This window comes from Streptococcus pseudopneumoniae IS7493 (assembly GCF_000221985.1).
Taxonomy (GTDB): domain Bacteria; phylum Bacillota; class Bacilli; order Lactobacillales; family Streptococcaceae; genus Streptococcus; species Streptococcus pseudopneumoniae.
The window spans coordinates 1,756,626-1,778,085 of sequence record NC_015875.1 but is presented as its reverse complement, the minus strand read 5'-3'; the positions used below and the strand labels follow the sequence as shown (position 1 = coordinate 1,778,085).

General features: G+C 42.0%; 15 protein-coding genes, 10 tRNA genes and 3 pseudogenes. 25 read left to right on the top strand and 3 right to left on the bottom strand.

Annotated features, from left to right (window positions below; genetic code table 11):
- The first annotated feature begins 21 nt into the window (after positions 1-21).
- The 16 genes from SPPN_RS09175 (at position 22) to SPPN_RS09100 (ending at position 9,506) form a co-directional block, all read left to right on the top strand.
- Positions 22-1,635: a ribonuclease Y gene (locus SPPN_RS09175; protein ID WP_000404928.1), complete on the top strand. Its 1,614-nt coding sequence runs from the start codon at positions 22-24 to the stop codon at positions 1,633-1,635.
- 673 nt (positions 1,636-2,308) lie between these two features.
- A tRNA-Gly gene (locus SPPN_RS09170) sits at positions 2,309-2,379 on the top strand.
- Positions 2,380-2,412: 33 nt separating this feature from the next.
- Positions 2,413-2,486: transfer RNA gene (locus SPPN_RS09165), tRNA-Ile, on the top strand.
- Between the two features lie 82 nt (positions 2,487-2,568).
- Positions 2,569-2,658: transfer RNA gene (locus SPPN_RS09160), tRNA-Ser, on the top strand.
- Between the two features lie 10 nt (positions 2,659-2,668).
- Positions 2,669-2,742: transfer RNA gene (locus tag SPPN_RS09155), tRNA-Met, on the top strand.
- A 3-nt stretch (positions 2,743-2,745) separates the two neighbouring features.
- A tRNA-Phe gene (locus tag SPPN_RS09150) sits at positions 2,746-2,818 on the top strand.
- Between the two features lie 12 nt (positions 2,819-2,830).
- Positions 2,831-2,911: transfer RNA gene (locus SPPN_RS09145), tRNA-Tyr, on the top strand.
- Positions 2,912-2,915: 4 nt separating this feature from the next.
- Positions 2,916-2,986 (top strand) — tRNA-Trp (locus tag SPPN_RS09140).
- Positions 2,987-3,000: 14 nt separating this feature from the next.
- A tRNA-His gene (locus SPPN_RS09135) sits at positions 3,001-3,073 on the top strand.
- A 13-nt stretch (positions 3,074-3,086) separates the two neighbouring features.
- Positions 3,087-3,158, top strand: a tRNA-Gln gene (locus tag SPPN_RS09130).
- Positions 3,159-3,167: 9 nt separating this feature from the next.
- A tRNA-Leu gene (locus SPPN_RS09125) sits at positions 3,168-3,251 on the top strand.
- 107 nt (positions 3,252-3,358) lie between these two features.
- Positions 3,359-4,636, top strand: coding sequence for a glutamate-cysteine ligase family protein (locus tag SPPN_RS09120; protein ID WP_001277929.1), 1,278 nt, complete (start codon positions 3,359-3,361; stop codon positions 4,634-4,636).
- Positions 4,637-4,712: 76 nt separating this feature from the next.
- Positions 4,713-6,197, top strand: a complete 1,485-nt coding sequence (thrC, locus tag SPPN_RS09115; protein WP_000177142.1) for a threonine synthase — start codon at positions 4,713-4,715, stop codon at positions 6,195-6,197.
- A 60-nt stretch (positions 6,198-6,257) separates the two neighbouring features.
- Entirely contained in the window at positions 6,258-7,538 is a 1,281-nt protein-coding gene (locus SPPN_RS09110) for an MATE family efflux transporter (protein WP_000473987.1), read from the top strand.
- 3 nt (positions 7,539-7,541) lie between these two features.
- Entirely contained in the window at positions 7,542-8,165 is a 624-nt protein-coding gene (locus SPPN_RS09105) for an HAD family hydrolase (protein ID WP_001171567.1), read from the top strand.
- A 162-nt stretch (positions 8,166-8,327) separates the two neighbouring features.
- Positions 8,328-9,506 (top strand): LysM peptidoglycan-binding domain-containing protein, encoded by a 1,179-nt coding sequence (locus tag SPPN_RS09100; RefSeq protein ID WP_000746064.1) that lies wholly within the window; start codon positions 8,328-8,330, stop codon positions 9,504-9,506.
- A 271-nt stretch (positions 9,507-9,777) separates the two neighbouring features.
- Here the strand turns inward: SPPN_RS09100 and SPPN_RS12990 are convergent.
- A pseudogene (locus SPPN_RS12990) lies at positions 9,778-9,909 on the bottom strand (IS630 family transposase); the annotation flags it as partial.
- Positions 9,910-9,975: 66 nt separating this feature from the next.
- Here SPPN_RS12990 and SPPN_RS09095 point away from each other — a divergent pair.
- From SPPN_RS09095 to pcp, 3 genes and pseudogenes are all read left to right on the top strand, one after another.
- Complete coding sequence (locus SPPN_RS09095; protein ID WP_000570119.1) at positions 9,976-10,401, top strand: MarR family winged helix-turn-helix transcriptional regulator; 426 nt, start codon at positions 9,976-9,978, stop codon at positions 10,399-10,401.
- A gap of 10 nt (positions 10,402-10,411) precedes the next feature.
- A complete protein-coding gene (locus SPPN_RS09090; RefSeq protein ID WP_000022854.1) occupies positions 10,412-10,774 on the top strand; it encodes a DUF1304 domain-containing protein in 363 nt (120 codons plus the stop codon).
- Between the two features lie 111 nt (positions 10,775-10,885).
- Positions 10,886-11,530, top strand: a pseudogene (gene pcp, locus SPPN_RS09085) (pyroglutamyl-peptidase I).
- 117 nt (positions 11,531-11,647) lie between these two features.
- Here the strand turns inward: pcp and SPPN_RS09080 are convergent.
- Positions 11,648-12,526 carry a DUF975 family protein gene (locus tag SPPN_RS09080; protein WP_001108856.1) on the bottom strand — a complete coding sequence of 293 codons (879 nt, stop codon included), beginning with the start codon at positions 12,524-12,526 and terminating at the stop codon, positions 11,648-11,650.
- A 116-nt stretch (positions 12,527-12,642) separates the two neighbouring features.
- Between SPPN_RS09080 and tgt the strand changes: the two genes are divergently transcribed.
- The 3 genes and pseudogenes from tgt to SPPN_RS09065 all read left to right on the top strand — a co-directional run.
- Positions 12,643-13,785: a tRNA guanosine(34) transglycosylase Tgt gene (gene tgt / locus SPPN_RS09075; protein ID WP_001285257.1), complete on the top strand. Its 1,143-nt coding sequence runs from the start codon at positions 12,643-12,645 to the stop codon at positions 13,783-13,785.
- Between the two features lie 100 nt (positions 13,786-13,885).
- The gene (locus SPPN_RS09070) at positions 13,886-15,703 is read left to right on the top strand and encodes an acyltransferase family protein (RefSeq protein ID WP_001220861.1); all 1,818 of its coding nucleotides are present in this window, start codon (positions 13,886-13,888) and stop codon (positions 15,701-15,703) included.
- Positions 15,704-15,959: 256 nt separating this feature from the next.
- Positions 15,960-16,352: pseudogene (locus SPPN_RS09065) on the top strand (helix-turn-helix domain-containing protein); the annotation flags it as partial.
- 246 nt (positions 16,353-16,598) lie between these two features.
- On the opposite strand, the gene nagA reads toward SPPN_RS09065, so the two are convergent.
- Complete coding sequence (gene nagA, locus SPPN_RS09060; protein ID WP_001134453.1) at positions 16,599-17,750, bottom strand: N-acetylglucosamine-6-phosphate deacetylase; 1,152 nt, start codon at positions 17,748-17,750, stop codon at positions 16,599-16,601.
- A 280-nt stretch (positions 17,751-18,030) separates the two neighbouring features.
- Between nagA and gmk the strand changes: the two genes are divergently transcribed.
- From gmk to SPPN_RS09045, 3 genes are all read left to right on the top strand, one after another.
- Positions 18,031-18,657, top strand: coding sequence for a guanylate kinase (gmk, locus tag SPPN_RS09055; protein ID WP_000775034.1), 627 nt, complete (start codon positions 18,031-18,033; stop codon positions 18,655-18,657).
- Positions 18,658-18,681: 24 nt separating this feature from the next.
- Entirely contained in the window at positions 18,682-18,996 is a 315-nt protein-coding gene (gene rpoZ, locus SPPN_RS09050; protein WP_000979235.1) for a DNA-directed RNA polymerase subunit omega, read from the top strand.
- Positions 18,997-19,061: 65 nt separating this feature from the next.
- Complete coding sequence (locus tag SPPN_RS09045) at positions 19,062-21,458, top strand: primosomal protein N' (RefSeq protein ID WP_000951914.1); 2,397 nt, start codon at positions 19,062-19,064, stop codon at positions 21,456-21,458.
- The last annotated feature ends 2 nt before the right edge of the window (positions 21,459-21,460 follow it).

Here is a 21,460-nt window from a genome sequence, read left to right as displayed (position 1 = left end):
ACAATAAAATGAGGTAAAAACATGGAAATCATGTCGATTGCGATTGCTGTTTTTGCCGTCATCATTGGTTTAGTCATTGGATATGTCAGCATCTCAGCTAAGATGAAATCATCTCAGGAAGCTGCAGAGTTGATGCTTTTAAATGCTGAACAAGAAGCAACTAATTTACGTGGACAAGCTGAGCGTGAGGCGGATTTACTTGTTAATGAAGCCAAACGTGAAAGTAAGTCTCTTAAAAAAGAAGCACTATTGGAGGCCAAAGAAGAAGCCAGAAAATACCGTGAAGAAGTGGACGCTGAATTCAAATCAGAACGTCAAGAACTCAAACAAATCGAAAGTCGTTTGACAGAGAGAGCTACTAGCCTTGACCGTAAGGACGACAATTTGACGAGTAAAGAACAAACACTTGAACAAAAAGAACAAAGTATTTCTGATAGAGCGAAAAACCTTGATGCGCGTGAAGAGCAATTAGAGGAAGTCGAAAGACAAAAAGAAGCAGAACTAGAGCGTATTGGTGCTCTGTCTCAGGCAGAAGCACGAGATATTATCTTGGCACAGACAGAGGAAAACTTGACCAAGGAGATTGCCAGTCGTATTCGCGAAGCTGAGCAAGAGGTCAAGGAACGTTCTGACAAAATGGCCAAGGACATCCTGGTTCAAGCTATGCAACGTATCGCTGGTGAATATGTAGCGGAGTCAACAAACTCAACGGTTCATCTGCCAGACGATACTATGAAGGGACGCATTATTGGTCGTGAAGGTCGTAACATTCGTACCTTTGAAAGTTTGACAGGGGTCGATGTGATTATCGACGATACACCAGAAGTGGTGACCTTGTCAGGATTTGATCCGATTCGTCGTGAGATTGCCCGTATGACTATGGAAATGTTGCTCAAGGATGGTCGTATCCACCCAGCTCGTATCGAAGAGTTGGTTGAGAAAAACCGTCAAGAGATTGACAATAAGATCCGTGAATACGGTGAGACTGCTGCCTATGAGATTGGCGCACCAAACCTTCATCCAGACTTGATGAAGATTATGGGTCGCTTGCAATTCCGGACTTCATATGGCCAAAATGTTTTGCGCCATTCGATTGAGGTTGCTAAGTTAGCTGGTATTATGGCCAGCGAGCTTGGTGAGAATGCGGCTCTTGCCCGTCGTGCTGGATTCCTTCACGACATCGGAAAAGCCATTGACCGCGAGGTTGAAGGTAGCCACGTTGAAATCGGTATGGAATTGGCACGTAAGTACAAGGAACATCCAGTTGTGGTCAATACGATTGCTAGTCACCACGGAGATGTTGAAGCTGAGAGCGTCATTGCAGTTATCGTTGCTGCAGCAGATGCCTTGAGCGCAGCTCGTCCAGGTGCTCGTAGTGAGTCTCTTGAAAGCTACATCAAGCGTCTCCATGATTTGGAAGAAATTGCGAACGGCTTTGAAGGGGTACAAAATAGCTTTGCCCTTCAAGCAGGACGTGAAATTCGTATCATGGTCAATCCAGGAAAAATCAAGGACGACAAAGTCACAATCTTAGCTCACAAAGTTCGTGAGAAAATTGAAAACAATCTCGATTACCCAGGAAATATCAAGATAACCGTGATTCGTGAGCTTCGTGCAGTAGATTATGCTAAATAATAAAAAACTGAGGTCAGTGAAATCTGACTTCAGTTTTTTTGAAGTACGACGGGCATGTGGTGCATCTGAGGTGTAATACTCTTCGAAAATCTCTTCAAACCACGTCAACGTCGCCTTGCCGTACTCAAGTACAGCCTGCGGCTAGTTTCCTAGTTTACTCTTTGATTTTCATTGAGTATAAGTCCTTGGTGGGCACCTGCTACCGGTGAACCCAATAGCGATTCCCAAGCCTGACTATCGTGAGGTAGCGGATTAAAACGGTCTGGGGATAGACCGTTTTAAGTCTGACGCTGGAAATAAGAATCGTCAGAGGAAGGGATAGCGAAATCGTGGCTCTACGAACAGGAAGGTGATAGTAAGGCGTATATAGCGGATAGGGGGGCGCGAAACCTTAAAGTCCAAAAAGGTAGTCGTAACCTATATGCGTAAATCACGAGAGTAATTGAATTCGAACTAAGATTTATCTTTTTCCACTGTAACCTTTTAACGTCCTCATGTCTAGTCTAAACGAGGAAAGATGTAGGACTTATCCCGTGAGCTCTGTCGCTAGAAAGAGAAAACGACAGATCGAAGTAATCCTACTTTACTTGTGTCTGTAAAACGAACGGTCTGATAGAACTGGACTCTGTCACGTATTGACTAGATGAAGGTTCACCAATATAAGATGATTTTAGCGGGTGTAGTTTAGTGGTAAAACTACAGCCTTCCAAGCTGTTGTCGCGAGTTCGATTCTCGTCACCCGCTTTGAACTTTGTTCTTTGTACCAAGTTTTAACTTGGGCGCGTAGCTCAGGTGGTTAGAGCGCACGCCTGATAAGCGTGAGGTCGGTGGTTCGAATCCACTCGTGCCCATAGTGTTTAGTCCATTACTAGAGAATTGAAACATTATCTTTTCACTAAGAGGACACGGGTTTGTTCCCGTATAAACTATTTTGGAGGATTACCCAAGTCCGGCTGAAGGGAACGGTCTTGAAAACCGTCAGGCGTGTAAAAGCGTGCGTGGGTTCGAATCCCACATCCTCCTTTTATATTAACGCGGGATGGAGCAGCTCGGTAGCTCGTCGGGCTCATAACCCGAAGGTCGTAGGTTCAAATCCTGCTCCCGCAATAAGGCTCGGTAGCTCAGTTGGTAGAGCAATGGATTGAAGCTCCATGTGTCGGCGGTTCGATTCCGTCTCGCGCCATTTATATATTTTGGAAGGGTAGCGAAGAGGCTAAACGCGGCGGACTGTAAATCCGCTCCTTCGGGTTCGGGGGTTCGAATCCCTCCCCTTCCATTTTACGGGCATAGTTTAAAGGTAGAACTAAGGTCTCCAAAACCTTCAGTGTGGGTTCAATTCCTACTGCCCGTGTTAATAAAATTATGGCGGGTGTGGTGAAGTGGTTAACACACCAGATTGTGGCTCTGGCATGCGTGGGTTCGATCCCCATCACTCGCCTATTTTATATTATTGGGGTATAGCCAAGCGGTAAGGCAAGGGACTTTGACTCCCTCATGCGTTGGTTCGAATCCAGCTACCCCAGTTACTATTTGCCGGCGTGGCGGAATTGGCAGACGCGCTGGACTCAAAATCCAGTGTCCGCAAGGACGTGCCGGTTCGACCCCGGCCGCCGGTATAGTATAGCGATAAGGAACGTAGTTAATCTTCGTTCCTTTTTTGTATTATTTTTGGTATAATAGTAGTTATTCAAATTTTATTTAGATTAAGAAAGTGTAGGGGAGTATGTCTTGTTCTATCGATTTATTAAAACATCGGTATTTGAAAAATATTAAAGAAAATCCTGAATTGTTTGTCGGAATTGAGTTGGAGTATCCTGTTGCAAGTTTAGAAGGGGATGCTACAGATGTTGAAGTTATCAAGTACTTATTCCGATATTTAGTTTCTTCTTTTGATTTTACTGTCGAAAAGGTAGATGATTTTGGCAATCTGATCCAGTTAGTAGATCCGATAAGTCAGGATGCTATTTTATTTGAAGTTTCCTATACAACGATTGAGTTTGCATTTGGTAAGGCTGAAACAATTCAAGATGTCGAAAATCGTTTTAATAATTATATGGATGTAATTCAGAGAAAGTTAGCTGAATCCAATCATGCTATCGTTGGCTGTGGAATTCATCCTAACTGGGATAAAAATGAGAATTATCCAGTGGCTTATCCACGCTATCAGATGTTGATGGATTATTTGAATTTGAGTAGAAATATTATTAAATCAGATTTACATCATTTCCCTGAATATGGTACTTTTATCTGTGGGAGCCAGGTTCAGCTGGATATTTCAAAAACCAACTACTTGCGGGTGATTAATGCTTTTACTCAAATTGAAGCGGCTAAGGCTTATGTATTTGCCAATTCTGAGTTTACAGGTGCGGATTGGGATACAAAAATTTCAAGGGACATCTTCTGGGAAGAATCGATGCATGGCATCTATCCAGAGAATGTTGGGGTTAATACTAGACTTTTTGATGATGAAGATGATTTTTTTGACTATCTCGATCATTCTGCGATTTTTACTGCGGAACGTGATGGACAAACCTATTATTTTTATCCCATTCAGGCTAGGGACTATTTGGCTACATCTGAAATCCAAGCATATGCTCTTAATGGGGATGAGATTCTTATTTACCCTCAAGAGAAGGATTTTGAAACTCATCGTAGTTACCAGTACCAAGACTTAACGACTCGAGGAACAGTTGAGTTTCGTAGTGTGTGTACTCAGCCTCTAGATAAAACCTTCGCTTCTGCTGCCTTTCACTTGGGATTATTAGTTAATTTAGATAAGTTAGAAGCTTACTTAGAAACAGCACCTTTCTTTAAAGAATTTGGGCGAAATTATAAATTTTTAAGACGACAATTTTCTAAGAAAAAGCTTACAGATCAGGAAGAAACTGCGATTATTGGATTTTCCAAAGACTTACTCCTGCTAGCCGAGGAAGGACTGAAGATGAGAAATAAGAAAGAAATGACCTACCTACAGCCTTTGAAAGAAGAATTGAGCCTATAATTTCTCTTACTAAAGGGAGAATTTTCTGAAAAATCATGATATAATGGAAGAGACTATAGATAAAGGATAGAGAGTAATGACATTAGTTTATCAATCAACGCGTGATGCCAACAATACAGTAACTGCTAGCCAAGCTATTTTGCAAGGTTTGGCGACGGACGGCGGTTTGTTTACACCGGTTACTTATCCAAAGGTAGATTTGGACTTTGACAAATTGAAAGCTGCTTCTTATCAGGAAGTTGCTAAGATTGTTTTGTCAGCATTTTTAGATGACTTTACAGCTGAAGAGTTGGACTACTGTATCAACAATGCCTACGATAGTAAATTTGATACTCCAGCTATAGCGCCTTTGGTGAAATTAGACGGTCAATACAATTTGGAACTGTTCCATGGTTCAACGATTGCCTTTAAGGATATGGCCTTGTCTATTTTGCCATACTTTATGACAACAGCTGCTAAGAAGCATGGTTTGGTGAACAAGATTGTCATCTTAACAGCGACATCTGGTGACACGGGGAAAGCTGCTATGGCGGGGTTTGCGGATGTGCCTGGTACTGAGATTATTGTCTTTTATCCAAAGGATGGTGTCAGCAAGGTACAAGAGTTGCAAATGACCACTCAGACTGGTGGTAATACTCATGTTATCGCAATAGATGGTAACTTTGATGATGCCCAAACAAATGTGAAGCATATGTTTAACGATGGGGCTCTTCGTGAAAGATTAGCGGCCAACAAGTTGCAATTTTCATCTGCAAACTCTATGAACATTGGTCGTCTGGTGCCACAGATTGTTTATTATGTTTATGCCTATGCTCAGTTGGTTAAGACTGGTGAGATTGTGGCTGGTGATAAGGTCAACTTCACAGTACCAACAGGAAACTTCGGAAATATCTTGGCTGCCTTTTATGCCAAACAAATCGGCTTACCAGTTGGTAAATTGATCTGTGCTTCAAATGATAACAATGTTTTGACAGACTTCTTCAAGACACGTGTTTACGACAAGAAACGTGAGTTTAAGGTAACAACTAGTCCATCTATGGATATTTTGGTATCTTCAAACTTGGAGCGTTTGATTTTCCATCTTTTGGGTAATGATGCGGTTAAGACAGCTGAACTCATGAATGCTTTGAATACACAAGGTCAATATGAGTTGACTAATTTTGATGCAGAGATTCTTGATCTCTTTGCGGCTGAATATGCAACTGAGGAAGAAACAGCGGCAGAAATCAAGCGTGTTTATGAGTCAGATTCTTATATCGAGGATCCACATACGGCGGTTGCCTCGGCAGTTTATAAGAGATACCAAGCGGCTACTGGCGATGTGACTAAGACAGTGATTGCTTCAACAGCGAGTCCATACAAGTTCCCAGTGGTTGCAGTAGAAGCTGTAACTGGAAAATCAGGGCTTGGCGACTTTGAAGCCTTGGCTCAATTACATGATATTTCAGGAGTGGCAGTGCCGCCAGCAGTTGATGGCCTTGAAACAGCTCCAGTTCGTCATAAGACAACTGTGGCGGCTGCTAACATGCAAGCAGCGGTTGAGGCTTATCTAGGACTTTAAGACAGAGGGAGTAAACTCGGTTGGGAAACCAACTGAGTTTCTTTTCATCAGGAGGAAGGATTGTTTAAGAAAAATAAAGACATTCTTAATATTGCCTTGCCAGCTATGGGCGAAAACTTTTTGCAGATGCTCATGGGGATGGTAGATAGTTACTTGGTAGCCCACTTGGGCTTGATAGCTATTTCGGGTGTATCAGTAGCTGGCAATATTATCACGATTTACCAGGCGATTTTCATCGCTCTGGGAGCTGCTATTTCCAGTGTTATTTCAAAAAGTTTGGGGCAGAAGGATCAGTCTAAGCTAGCCTATCATGTGACTGAGGCCTTGAAGATTACCTTACTATTAAGTTTTCTGTTGGGAGCTTTGTCCATCTTCACTGGGAAAGAGATGATAGGACTTTTGGGGACGGAGAGAGATGTAGCTGAGAGTGGTGGACTCTACCTATCCTTGGTAGGCGGATCGATTGTTCTTTTGGGCTTGATGACCAGTATGGGTGCCTTGATTCGTGCAATGCATAATCCACGTTTGCCCCTCTATGTGAGTCTTTTATCCAATGCCTTGAATATTCTTTTTTCAAGTCTAGCTATTTTTGTTCTGGGTATGGGGATAGCGGGTGTTGCTTGGGGGACTATTCTGTCTCGTTTGGTAGGTCTTGTGATTTTATGGTCACAATTAAAGTTGCCTTTTGAGAAACCGACTTTTGGTTTAGATAAGGAACTATTGACCTTAGCTTTGCCAGCAGCTGGAGAGCGACTGATGATGCGGGCTGGTGATGTCGTTATCATTGCCTTGGTCGTTTCTTTTGGAACAGAGGCAGTGGCTGGAAATGCAATCGGAGAAGTTTTGACCCAGTTTAACTACATGCCTGCCTTTGGCGTCGCTACGGCAACCGTCATGCTGGTGGCTCGAGCAGTTGGAGAGGATAATTGGGAAAGAGTAGCTAGTTTGAGCAAGCAAACTTTTTGGCTTTCTCTGCTTCTCATGTTGCCCTTGACGCTTAGTGTCTATGCCTTGGGTATACCACTGACTCATCTCTATACGAATGATTCTCTAGCGGTGGAGGCTAGTGTTCTAGTGACACTTTTTTCACTACTTGGTACTCCTATGACGATAGGAACAGTCATCTATACAGCAGTCTGGCAGGGTTTGGGCAATGCTCGGCTTCCCTTTTATGCGACAAGTATAGGAATGTGGTGTATCCGCATTGGAACAGGATATCTGATGGGGATTGTGCTTGGTTGGGGCTTGCCCGGTATTTGGGCCGGAACCCTTTTGGATAATGGTTTTCGTTGGTTATTTCTACGTTACCGTTACCAGCGTTATATGAGCTTGAAAGGATAGGAAATGCAAAAACCAGCTTTTATTTGGGATTTAGACGGGACTTTATTGGACTCTTACGAAGCAATTTTGTCAGGGATTGAGGAGACTTTTGGTCAGTTTGCTATTCCTTATGATAAGGAGAAGGTGAGAGAGTTTATTCTCAAGTATTCTGTTCAGGATTTGCTTGTGCAGGTGGCAGAAGAGAGAAAACTGGATTTGAAAGTGCTAAATCAGGTGCGTGCACAGAGTCTGGCTGAGAAGAATGCTCAGGTAGTTTTGATGCCAGGTGCGCGTGAGGTGTTGAATTGGGCAGATCAAGTAGGAATTCAACAGTTTGTCTACACTCATAAGGGAGACAATGCTCTTACCATTCTCAGAGACTTGGGTTTGGAATCTTATTTTACAGAGATTTTAACCAGTCAGAGTGGCTTTGCGCGGAAGCCAAGTTCAGAAGCGGCTACCTATCTGATAGGCAAGTATCAGTTGGATTCTGAGAAGACCTATTATATAGGTGATCGGACTCTAGATGTGGAATTTGCCCAGAATAGTAGGATTCAAAGTATCAACTTTTTAGAGTCGACCTATGAAGGCAATCACAGGATTCAAGCGTTAGCAGATATTTCCCGTATTTTTGAGGCTGAGCAATAAAAAGATTGTGTCAGTTTTGTGACAGAGACCTAACAAACTGTTTCAAGTAACAGAGTTTGTTACAAGGAATAGACAGTTCTGTTAAATAGGCCCGAGAGGGCTTTTTTTCTGCATTTTTTGTGTTATGATAGATAGGTACTTATTTGAAAGGAATTTGAAAGAATGAAGAAAAGAATATTATTAGCCTCAACGGTAGCCTTGTCATTTGCCCCAGTATTGGCAACTCAAGCAGAAGAAGTTCTTTGGACTGCCCGTAGTGTTGAGCAAATCCAAAACGATTTGACTAGACCGGACAACAAAACAAGTTATACAGTACAGTATGGTGATACCTTGAGCACAATTGCAGAAGCCTTGGGTGTAGATGTCACAGTTCTTGCGAATTTGAATAAAATCACTAATATGGACTTGATTTTCCCAGAAACTGTTTTGACAACGACTGTCAATGAAGTAGAAGAAGTAACGGAAGTTGAAATCCAAACACCCCAAGCAGACTCTAATGAAGAAGTGACAACTGCGACAGCAGATTTGACAACCAATCAAGTGACTGTAGATGATCAAACTGTTCAAGTTGCAGATCTTTCTCAACCAATTGCAGAAGCGCCAAAAGAAGTCTCATCAAATTCAGAAGTTACAGAGACAGTGACTGCTACAGAAGAAGTGACACCATCTACAGGAACTTCTGTCCCAGAGGAGCAAACAGCCGAAACAAGTAGTGCAGTTGCAGAAGCAGCTCCTCAGGCAATGACTCCAGCTGAGAAAGATGAAACTCAAGCAAGCACTCAAGCTGAATCAGCAGTAGAAGCAACTACAACACCAGTAGAAGAAAAAGCTCCTGAAACAACTGCAACAAGTTCAGAAGCAAAAGAAGTAGCATCATCAAATGGAGCTACACCAACAGTTTCTACTTATCAACCAGAAGAGACGAAGATAGTTTCAACAACTTACACAGCTCCAGCTGCGCCTGATTATGCTGGACTTGCAGTAGCGAAATCTGAAAATGCAGGCCTTCAACCACAAACGGCTGCCTTTAAAGAAGAAATTGCCAACTTGTTTGGCATCACATTCTTTAGTGGTTACCGTCCAGGAGACAGTGGAGATCACGGAAAAGGTTTGGCTATTGACTTTATTGTACCAGAAAGCTCAGAACTAGGGGATAAGATTGCGGAATACGCTATTCAAAATATGGCCAGCCGCGGCATTAGTTACATCATCTGGAAACAACGTTTCTATGCTCCATTCGATAGCAAATATGGGCCAGCTAACACTTGGAATCCAATGCCAGACCGCGGTAGTGTGACAGAAAACCACTATGACCATGTTCACGTTTCAATGAATGGATAAACCAGACTTGGTAATATCATTTTGACGAATGAGATCTAGCTTTCGTGATAGGAAGTAGGTCTTGTTCGTTTTTTATTTGTCATACTCTTCGAAAATCTCTTCAAACCACGTCAGTTTTATCTGAAACCTCAAAGCTGTGCTTTGAGCAACCTGCGACTAGCTTTCTAGTTTACTCTTTGATTTTCATTGAGTATCAATTTGAATGGAAGATGGGAAGTTTCTGTCTTGTAATGATTCAAGCAACATTCTTGCAATCTATTTTACTTTATACTCAATTGTTTTCAAAAAGCAACCTTGTCCATTGTCTGCTGACAGTGGACTTTAAAACGCTTTTTTCCAGTCCTTGAATAACTTCTTGAAGCTTATCAATGACGGCTTCCAATGTTTGGAAAGCCTTGTTTTTCTTAGTCCAGTATTATATTAAACTTGATTAATCAACTATTGATAAATCAATAGAAAGGAGGAAGAAATGATAGAGATTCAAGATTTACTGTATCAACTCCGCTTGTCTGAGCAAGCGAGTACGCAATTGTTTGAAAAAAGGCTTGGGATTAGTTTGACACGGTATCAGATTTTATTATTTTTGTTGAAGCATTCCCCTTGTAATCAAATAGCGGTTCAGGAGCGTTTGAAGATTGATCAGGCTGCTTTGACACGGCATTTTAAGATTTTAGAAAAGGAAGGTTTGGTGGAGCGTCATCGTAATCCTGAAAATCAGCGAGAAGTCTTGGTAGAGGCTACGAAGTATGCCAAGGAGCAGTTAGTGATGAATCCACCTCTGCAGCATATCAAGGTTAAGAAAGAGATGGAAAGTATCTTAACAGAGTCTGAGAGAACAGAATTCAGCCGTTTATTAAACAAATTGGTTTTGAGCATTGAAAATATAGAAATTTAAGGAGAAATAGATGTCAATTATTACAATTATTTTAGCAACAATCGTTGCTTTGGAGCATTTTTACATTTTTTATTTGGAAAGTATTGCAACGCAATCAGAAGCGACTAGTCGTGTCTTTAACATGGACAGGGAAGAACTAGCTCGTCCGTCGGTAAGTTCACTGTTTAAAAATCAAGGGATTTATAATGCTCTGCTAGGAGTCTTTCTCCTGTATGGGATTTATTTCTCACAGAATTTAGAAATTGTGACTATTTTTGTTTTATTTGTGATTGGTGCTGCGGCTTATGGCTCTCTCACAGCAGATAAGAAAATTATTTTGAAGCAAGGTGAGCCAGCTATTTTAGCCTTGATTAGTATTTTTCTCTTTAAATAAGTTCAAAGGTCAATCTTAGTCTCGCTAGTCCTTTTCACTCCGGAATAAGGGAAATATGTTATACTTGTTTTTAAGAAAAAGTCTCATTGAATTTGTTTTGAGGAGTTAGAAATGAAAGTATTAGTGACAGGTTTTGAGCCCTTTGGAGGGGAAAAGGTTAATCCAGCTTTGGAGGCCATTAAAGGTTTACCAGCTGAAATCCATGGTGCTGAGGTCCGTTGGTTAGAAGTGCCAACAGTCTTTCACAAATCGGCTCAAGTATTGGAAGAAGAGATGAACCGCTATCAACCTGACTTTGTCTTTTGTATTGGCCAAGCAGGTGGAAGATCTAGCTTGACGCCTGAACGAGTGGCTATAAATCAAGACGATGCACGCATTCCTGATAATGATGGTAATCAACCGATTGACCTTTCCATTCGCCAAGACGGTGCTTCGGCCTACTTTAGTAGTTTACCGATTAAAGCGATTGTTCAAGCTATAAAAAAAGAGGGCTTGCCGGCCTCTGTTTCCAATACGGCAGGGACTTTTGTCTGCAACCATTTGATGTATCAGGCCCTCTATTTGGTAGAAAAGAAATTTCCACATGTTAAGGCAGGTTTTATGCATATTCCTTATATGATGGAATAGGTGGTGAATCGACCTACAACTCCAGCTATGAGTTTAGTGGATATTAGGCGAGGGATAGAAGCGGCAATCGGAGCCATTATAGAACATGGAGATCAGGATCTCAAGTTGGTAGGCGGAGAAACTCATTGATAGAAAAAAGCTTGAGGGAAAACCTTCAAGCTTTTGGACGTTTTCGAGCCAATACTGCTCGGTAAAAAATCATTTTATTAATTAATTTGAATGTAGGGTAGGAGTGAAAAACTAGCCCTACCAGGGGTAGTTTAGTTGGTATTTTTTACTAAGTGCTGCTCTAAGTACTGCTCTATAAAAGCTGATTTTAGTACATTGGATATAAGGTAGGAGTAAAAAACTAGCAATGCCAAAGGTAATCCAATTGAGGAAGTACCAAGGAAGAAGCTGTAAATCTAGGACAAAGTGCTGGAACTTGTAGCCCTTCATAAAGGAACGGCTAGTTTTTAGGATTCGTCTTGGTGAGGCCTGTCCTAGGTCTAGACTATAACAGAGAAGAAATTCCACCTGTGAATAGGAATAATACTGTGGAATATAGAGGATATTTCCTACAATGATCAAGATGAGACTTGCAAGAAAGTAGAGTCCAAAGACCATGAGGAAACGCTCGGTTTCAACTGATGAGAGATCTAGATTTGGAAACTCAGGATGTAGGGTGACGAATTTTTGGGCTAAAAAGCTACTATAAAAGAGGAAGTAAATCCCAAGTAAATTAGGGATACTCCATAAAAAGAGATAGAAACGTTTGAGAAGTAGGGTCAAAAAGGTTTGAGAAAAGCGCTCCTCATCAAAGAGAGCTAGGCTGTTTTTTACAGATGGCTCCGTTTTAGAATCTTTCATGAGTGTCAGGGTTGCATAGACGGAACTGGTCAAAAGAATAGTCCCGATAAAGGAGACTAGTAGAGGAAAGAGGTAGGCTTGAAGTATTTGACCAAGTATGCTGAAAAATGGCTGTTCTAAAACAGTCACGTGGATCCGAGATAAGGGATTAAGAAAACCAGATAAGATGACCAGCATACTGGGAAGGATATAGAGGAGAAAGAGACGGGGGGTGTCAGCCTGAAAATGTTTTGACTCCTGACGAATTGTTTTTAAATCAATTTTTGGATAGTTCATTCTCTTATTATACCATAGTTCGTGACAGTTCCAGCTTTTTTTGATAAAATCATACAGTATGCCCTTGGGTACAAAGTATGAACTGGGACTGTCTTTCCCAGCTTCGGAGGTAAAAAATGTCAGATTCACCAATCAAATACCGTTTGATTAAGAAAGAAAAACATACAGGAGCTCGTCTGGGAGAAATCATCACTCCCCACAGCACCTTCCCAACACCTATGTTTATGCCAGTTGGGACTCAAGCCACTGTCAAAACTCAGTCGCCTGAAGAATTGAAGGAGATGGGTTCGGGAATTATCCTGTCAAACACCTATCATCTCTGGCTTCGTCCTGGAGATGAACTTATTGCTCGCGCAGGTGGTCTCCACAAGTTCATGAATTGGGACCAGCCTATCTTGACAGATAGTGGTGGTTTTCAGGTTTATTCCTTAGCAGATAGCCGTAATATCACAGAAGAAGGAGTAACCTTTAAAAACCATCTCAATGGTTCCAAGATGTTCCTATCGCCAGAAAAAGCTATCTCTATTCAGAATAATCTAGGCTCAGACATCATGATGTCCTTTGACGAATGTCCTCAGTTTTATCAACCTTACGATTACGTTAAGAAATCAATCGAGCGTACCAGTCGTTGGGCTGAGCGTGGTTTGAAGGCTCACCGTCGTCCGCATGACCAAGGGTTATTTGGGATTGTGCAGGGGGCAGGATTTGAAGACCTGCGTCGCCAATCGGCTCATGACCTTGTCAGCATGGATTTCCCAGGCTACTCTATCGGTGGCTTGGCAGTAGGAGAAACCCACGAAGAGATGAATGCGGTTTTGGACTTCACAACCCAACTGCTTCCTGAAAATAAACCTCGCTATTTGATGGGTGTCGGAGCGCCAGATAGCTTGATTGATGGGGTCATTCGTGGGGTGGATATGTTTGACTGTGTCTTGCCGACTCGTATCGCTCGTAACGGGACTTGTATGACCAGTCAGGGACGTTTGGTTGTCAAAAATGCCCAGTTTGCTGAGGACTTTACGCCACTGGATCCTGAGTGTGATTGCTACACATGTAAGAACTACACACGCGCCTACCTTCGTCACCTACTCAAAGCTGATGAAACCTTCGGTATCCGCTTAACTAGCTACCATAATCTTTACTTCTTGCTTAACCTGATGAAGCAAGTGCGACAAGCCATCATGGATGACAATCTCTTGGAATTCCGTGAGTATTTTGTGGAAAAATATGGCTATAATAAGTCAGGACGCAATTTCTAAAACGGAATAGATATAAGCTAAAAATCCTAAGTTTTCTCTTAGGATTTTTCTTCTTTTTTTGATAGAATAAAGTGTATAATGAAAGGGAGAATAAACTCGTATGCGCATTAAATGGTTTTCCTTGATTAGGATTACAGGTTTACTACTGGTACTCTTGTATCATTTCTTTCAGACCATCTTTCCTGGAGGATTTTTCGGGGTAGATGTCTTTTTCACATTTTCAGGTTTCCTGATTACGGCTCTACTCATCGAAGAGTTTTCTAAAAATCATGAGATTGACTTGATTGGATTTTTTAGGAGACGCTTTTATCGGATTGTGCCACCTGTGATTTTGATGGTCTTGGTAACCATGCCCTTTACCTTTCTAGTTCGCCAAGATTATGTGGCTGGAATTGGGGGTCAGATTGCGGGTGTTTTAGGCTTTATGACTAACTTCTATGAACTGCTAACAGGTGGGAGTTATGAATCTCAGTTCATTCCTCATTTGTTTGTTCATAATTGGAGCTTGGCCGTTGAGGTTCACTACTATATTCTTTGGGGATTGGCAGTTTGGTTCTTATCCAAACAGTCCAAATCAAATGGTCAGTTGAGGGGAATGGTCTTTCTCTTATCAGCTGCTGCCTTCTTGATCAGCTTCTTCTCCATGTTTATTGGTAGTTTTCTAGTGACCTCTTATTCCTCTGTTTACTTCTCCAGTTTAACTCATGTCTATCCATTCTTTTTGGGAAGTATCCTAGCAACTATTGTAGGTGTTCGTCAGACGACTTCCCTCGTCAAGCAGTTGGATAAAATCTGGGATTTACGCAAGACCCTTTTGGTTTTTGGAGGAGGTTTTGGCTTCTTACTCATTTTGACTTTCTTTGTCAAATTTACCTATCTCTTTGCCTATCTTATTGGCTTCTTGCTTGCCAGCCTTGCAGCCCTTGCTATGATTCTGGCGGCGCGTGTCTTACATGAAAAGACACATCATATACAAGAGCCAAAGATGATTAGCTTTTTAGCGGATACTAGCTATGCAGTTTATCTCTTCCATTGGCCTTTCTACATCATTTTCTCACAGTTGACCTCAAATCTTCTTGCTGTGTTATTAACTTTGATTTTTTCTTATGGATTTGCCAGTCTTTCATTTTATGTATTGGAACCTTGGATTGCAGGCAAGAACACACCTATTTTACAAACTCTTCGTCCCCTGCCTTATATTCACACAATTCTTGCAACAAGTACGGGAATCTTGGCCTTCATTGTCTTCTTAGTGACTTTGTTGGCACCACAAGTGGGAGCGTTTGAGACAGACTTAACTGTCAATGGCTTGAAGCAAGCTGCTAGTAATATTGCCCAAACAAAAGTGATAGCAGAACGAGCAGAAGCTGATAGTTTAGGAATTGCTGATGGCACTATGTTAATTGGTGACTCGGTGGCTTTAAGGGCAAATACAGCCCTGCAGACAGCTCTTCCTGGAGCACAAATTAACGCGCAGGTCAGCAGAACAACCAAGACTGCCAATGAAATCATGCTAAACAATAGCCAAAATAAATTTTTACCTAAGATGGTGGTCATTGCGACTGGGGTAAATAATCCTGAAAATTACAAGGAAGACTGGGACAGTATCGTGAAAAATCTTCCTAAGGGCCACCATATGGTTTTGGTGACTCCTTATGAGGGAGATAAGACAAAAGAGACCTATGCCATCGTTGAGAAGGCTGCTGCCTATATGAGAGAATTGGCAGAGAAGACACCTTACATCACGATAGCAGATTGGAATCAAGTTGCGAAAGAGCATCCAGAAATTTGGGCAGGAACAGACCAAGTCCATTTCGGAAGTGACACTAGCACTATTGAAGCAGGAGCAAAATTGTATGCAGATACGATTGCCACAACCTTGAAGACAGCTCAAGACAAGCCAGTCAAATCAAAATAACGTGTATTAAAAAGAGAAGAGTTGGAGAAATCCAACTCTTTTAAAATATCGCATCTCTGTGCCTTTCTTGTGTTTGTGGTTGAACAACAAGTATAACACAGAGGTGTTTTCTTATGCCTACACTTTCAGCTAGTTGAACCATCTAATTTTTAGGAGGGCTGGGTGGCTAACTTCATTATAGAACTTTCATTTAGTAAATCGAACGTGAAAATGTCCCATTTGATAAAATAGTTGTATGAAAAGTATCCAACTGAATATGAATGAAACGAAAAAATATCTTGTGATAAAAGCTATAGACCAAGGAAAGAAAACAAAGAATCGAGCCTGTGTCGAACTGAATCTTTCTGAAAGACAAAGCAATCGTCTGCTACTAGCCTATCAACAGAAAGGAAAAGAAGCCTTCAGACACGGAAACAGAAATCGAAAACCAAAACATGCAATCCCTGATGAAATCAAAGAACGTGTCCTAAAGAAATACCTCTCCTATGAAGCATATAAACCAAATGTCCTTCATTTCTGTGAATTACTAGCTGAAGAAGAGGGAATTCAGCTCTCTGATACAACTGTTAGAAAAATACTCTATAAGGAAAACATCCTCTCTCCCAAGTCTCACAGAAAGACAAAGAAGAGACTAAGAAAACAAGCTAAACTGAGCCTGGAACAACTCGTAAACGCTCCAAGTTGGTCTACTGCCCAAGTAAAATTTATACTAAACAGAAATTAAAAAACAAATTAGAAGACTTGGATTGCACAGCTCAAAATACTGATTTTAGAAAGTGGAATACTAATTAATGGAGTTGTAACAAATAGTTGACAGTGTTTGTTGCTTTTTGACTTCAAAGGAGTATTACTGGATTTTCTCCTCAAATTAGACTTTTGCCCAGACTCTTCTCTCTTATGCTTGATAACGTTTCACACCATCTAGATAGGTTGCTACCAATTCCAAATCTTTGTCTAAAACAATAAAATCTGCATCATAACCTTCACGAATTTGTCCACAGACGTCATCGATGTGAACGGATTTAGCTGGGTTGAAGCTGGCCATCATGACTGCTTCATGCGGATTCGCAATTCCCCATTCGACCACATTCTTCAAACCATCTTTGAGTTTGAGGATAGAACCTGCCAAGTTACCTGTCGATTTGAGGCGTGCAGTTCCATTTGCAACGACAACTGGGAATTCTCCCAACATATAATCTCCGTCTTCCAATCCCCCAGCTGTCATACAGTCTGTGATAAGAGCGATGTTTTCTGTTCCTTTTTGTTTGATAAGAATTTCGCAAGCCTTTGGATCTACGTGGTGACCATCACAGATCAACTCTGCATAGGTATGTGGCAATTGGTACATGGCTCCAACCATACCCAATTCACGGTGAGTCAACCCACGCATTCCATTGTAGGCATGCACCCAAACACTCGCTCCAGCATCGACTGCCTTCTTAGCTTGTTCAAATGTCGCATCTGAGTGTCCAAGTGCAACTGTCACACCTTCACCTGTAATAGTACGTACAAAATCTTCCACCCCATCACGTTCTGGTGCAATAGCGATTTTATTTAGCATCCCTTTTGCAGCATCCTGCCAAGAATGAAACTCCTCAACACCCGGGTCTCTCATATAAGTTGGATTTTGTGCCCCCTTAAAAGTTTCTGTGAAATATGGACCTTCATAATAAATCCCACGAATCTTAGCACCTGTTGCTTCTTTATAATGGTTTCCAAGATTTTCAGTGACTGCAAGCAATTGCTCATAAGTGGCTGTTAAAGTTGTGGGCAAGAAACTGGTAACACCGGTACTAAGAAGTCCTTCACTCATAGTATGAAGGGTACCTTCGATATTATTGTCCATCACATCTACACCTGCATATCCATGAATATGAGTATCCACAAGACCTGGTGCAATGCTATAACCTGTATAGTCAATCACCTCAGCTCCTTCAGGAATCTGCTCTACATGTTTTCCAAACTTGCCATCCACAAGTTCCAAATAACCACCACGACGAACTCCGTGTGGGTAGAAAAATTGATCCGCTTTAATATAGTTAGGCATAATGTTAACCTCCTTAAAAGATTGATTCTACAATTTATTATGTCAATTACATTATAAACCTTTCTTTTTTATTTGTAAATGGTATAGACCTATTTTTTGGAGATATTTTAAAAGCGATATTTCACGTTCGAATCACAACACATCTAAATAAATAAGAAAGAGCAGTTGAAAAATTACTGCTTTTTTGTTACACTAGATAGAAAGACTGTAAAGGATAATTTGGCTTTTTGTCATTATTCTAGAGAAATGTTATTTCACAGACTGACTAAAAGGAGACACAATGGCAGACCGAGGCTTACTAATCGTTTTTTCTGGTCCTTCAGGGGTTGGAAAAGGAACGGTTAGAAGAGAGATTTTTGAGAGTTCTGAAAACCAATTTCAATATTCTGTATCGATGACGACACGCGCACAACGTCCTGGAGAAGTGGACGGTGGTGACTATTTCTTCCGTACTCGCGAAGAGTTTGAAGAGTTGATTCGTCAAGGACAGATGTTGGAATATGCAGAATATGTCGGCAACTACTATGGAACCCCTTTGACCTACGTCAATGAAACCTTGGACAAGGGAATTGATGTTTTCCTTGAAATTGAGGTTCAGGGCGCTCTTCAGGTCAAGAAAAAGGTTCCAGATGCTGTCTTTATCTTCCTGACACCACCAGATTTGGATGAATTGCAAGATCGTTTAGTAGGTCGTGGAACAGATAGTGCAGAAGTGATTGCCCAACGAATCGAGAAAGCCAAGGAAGAAATTGCCCTCATGCGTGAGTATGATTATGCGATTGTCAACGATCAGGTGCCCCTAGCTGCTGAGCGTGTCAAACGTGTGATCGAAGCAGAGCACTTCCGTGTGGACCGTGTCATTGGTCACTATCAGGAGATGTTACCAAAGTCTCCAACTACCCGATAAAATTTAGAAAATAGGTACAAGCAAATGATGTTAAAACCCTCTATTGATACCTTGCTCGACAAGGTTCCATCAAAATATTCACTCGTAATCTTGGAAGCAAAACGTGCCCACGAATTGGAAGCAGGTGCGCCAGCAACTCAAGGTTTCAAGTCTGAAAAATCAACTCTTCGCGCTCTAGAAGAAATCGAATCAGGAAACGTTACAATTCACCCAGATCCAGAAGGAAAACGTGAAGCAGTGCGTCGCCGTATCGAAGAAGAAAAACGCCGCAAAGAAGAAGAAGAAAAGAAAATCAAAGAGCAAATCGCTAAAGAAAAAGAAGATGGTGAAAAAATTTAAGGTTGGGGGGACTCAATCTTATTTTTTCTATTGCAAGAATGTACTGACAAGGAGGAGGTGAGAAGATGGCCATAGCCAAGATTATTGTAGATGTGCCCTTGATGCAGACGGACCAGCCCTATAGTTATAGGATTTCTGAGGAATTTGAGGGAATGCTGGAAGTTGGGATGCGGGTTCATGTGCCTTTTGGTAAGGGCAATCGCCTGATTCAAGGAATTGTTCTTGGTTTGGAGTCTCAATCAGATGAAGAAGAGATGGAGCAAGATTTAAAAGATATTGCAGAGGTGCTGGATTTTTCTCCTGTTCTCACGAAAGAACAACTCTGGCTGGCTGAGGAGCTCCGCAAATCTGTATTTTCTTACAAAATCTCTATTCTCAAGGCTATGCTACCGGGATTTCTGAACTCCAGTTATGATAAGATTCTCTATCCTCTGGAAGGCTTGAGTCAGGAAGACCGAGAGCGCTTGTTTGGTTCAGAAGATTCGCTAGCCTTTTCTTCTCTAGATTTAGGTAAGCAAGCTGAAATGATGCGTTTGACTAGGAAAGGTCTGCTTGGTCTGGAATATCAGGCAATTGATCAAAAGAAAGTCAAGACCCAGTCTTGGTATGAGGTAGACCTTGCTCAATTAGAAAGTGTAGAGATTGCTGCACGTGCCAAGAAAAAGTTGGAATTGAGAGACTATTTACTGTCTCATCCTGAGAGTGCTTCCTTGGCTAGTTTGTTAGAGTCCTACTCGCGGGAGCAAGTCAACTTCTTTGTGGAACAAGGTGCTGTTACTATAGTCCAAAAGGAAGTTCAACGCTCGGCTGCTTATTTTGAAGGCATTGAAGCAAGTCAGCCTTTGGAGTTGAATCCAGAGCAAAGACAGGCGCGTGATGCGGTTGTGAGTGCGATTGGCAGTCACCAGCCTCCCTTCCTCCTTCAAGGGATTACAGGAAGTGGGAAGACGGAGGTTTATTTGCAGATTATCCAAGGAGCCTTGGACAAGGGCAAGACAGCTATTTTGCTGGTACCTGAGATTTCCTTGACTCCTCAGATGACGGAGCGTTTTATTGCTCGATTTGGTGAGAAAGTGGCCATTCTTCACTCAGGCTTGTCTAATGGTGAAAAGTATGATGAATGGCGCAAGGTTGAGCGTGGAGACGCTCAAGTTGTTGTGGGTGCTAGATCGGCCATCTTTGCTCCGCTGAAAAATCTGGGTGTCATGATTATCGATGAAGAGCATGAAGCGACTTATAAGCAGGACAGCAATCCCCGTTATCATGCTAGAGAGGTAGCCATTTTACGGGCTCAGTATAATCAAGCGGCTCTGGTGCTTGGGTCTGCAACGCCGAGCTTAGAGAGCCGGGCGCGTGCTGGCAAAGGCGTCTATCAACACTTACGTCTAACCCAGCGTGCCAATCCTTTGGCTACAATCCCTGAGGTTCAAGTGATTGATTTTCGGGATTATATCGGACAAAACGAGACGTCAAACTTTACGCCTCCTTTGCTAGAAGCCATCCAAGACCGTCTGGCTAAAAAAGAGCAGGTGGTTCTCATGCTCAATCGCCGTGGCTATTCTAGCTTTGTCATGTGTCGGGAGTGTGGGACGGTGGATACTTGTCCCAACTGTGACATTTCCTTGACCTTGCACATGGATACCAAGACCATGAACTGCCATTATTGTGGTTTTTCAAAGAACATTCCTCAGGTCTGTCCTAACTGTAAGAGTCGCAGCATTCGCTACTACGGGACGGGAACCCAGAAGGCTTATGACGAGCTAGCAGAACTCTTTCCCCAGGCCCGTATTTTGCGGATGGATGTGGACACGACTCGTAAGAAAGGCAGTCATCAAGCTCTACTTGATCAGTTTGGACGAGGGGAAGCGGACATATTGCTTGGTACTCAGATGATTGCCAAGGGTTTGGATTTTCCCAATGTGACCCTAGTCGGAGTTCTAAATGCGGATACGGCCTTGAATCTGCCTGATTTCCGTTCTTCTGAGAGAACCTTCCAGCTCTTGACTCAGGTGGCAGGTCGAGCAGGACGTGCTGAAAAAGCTGGGCAGGTCTTGATTCAGTCTTACAATCCTCAGCACTACGCTATTCGATTTGCAAAAGACCAGGACTACGAAGGCTTTTATGCTTATGAAATGGGTATCAGACGACAACTTGGCTATCCACCTTACTATTTCACCATTGGCATTACCCTTTCTCACAAGAAAGAAGAAGAGGTGGTCAAACGTGCCTATGAAGTCATGAACATTTTGCGGTCAGGTTTGTCTGAAACCAGTAACATCCTCGGGCCAACGCCCAAACCCATCGCCCGTACTCACAACCTCTATCATTACCAGATTTTAATTAAATACCGTTTAGAAGATGAGCTGGGACCAACCCTCAACCAGGTCTTGGCCTTGACTCAAGAAAGGGAAAATAGTGAGCTCCGTCTCAGCATTGACCATGAGCCACAGCAATTTTTATAAGA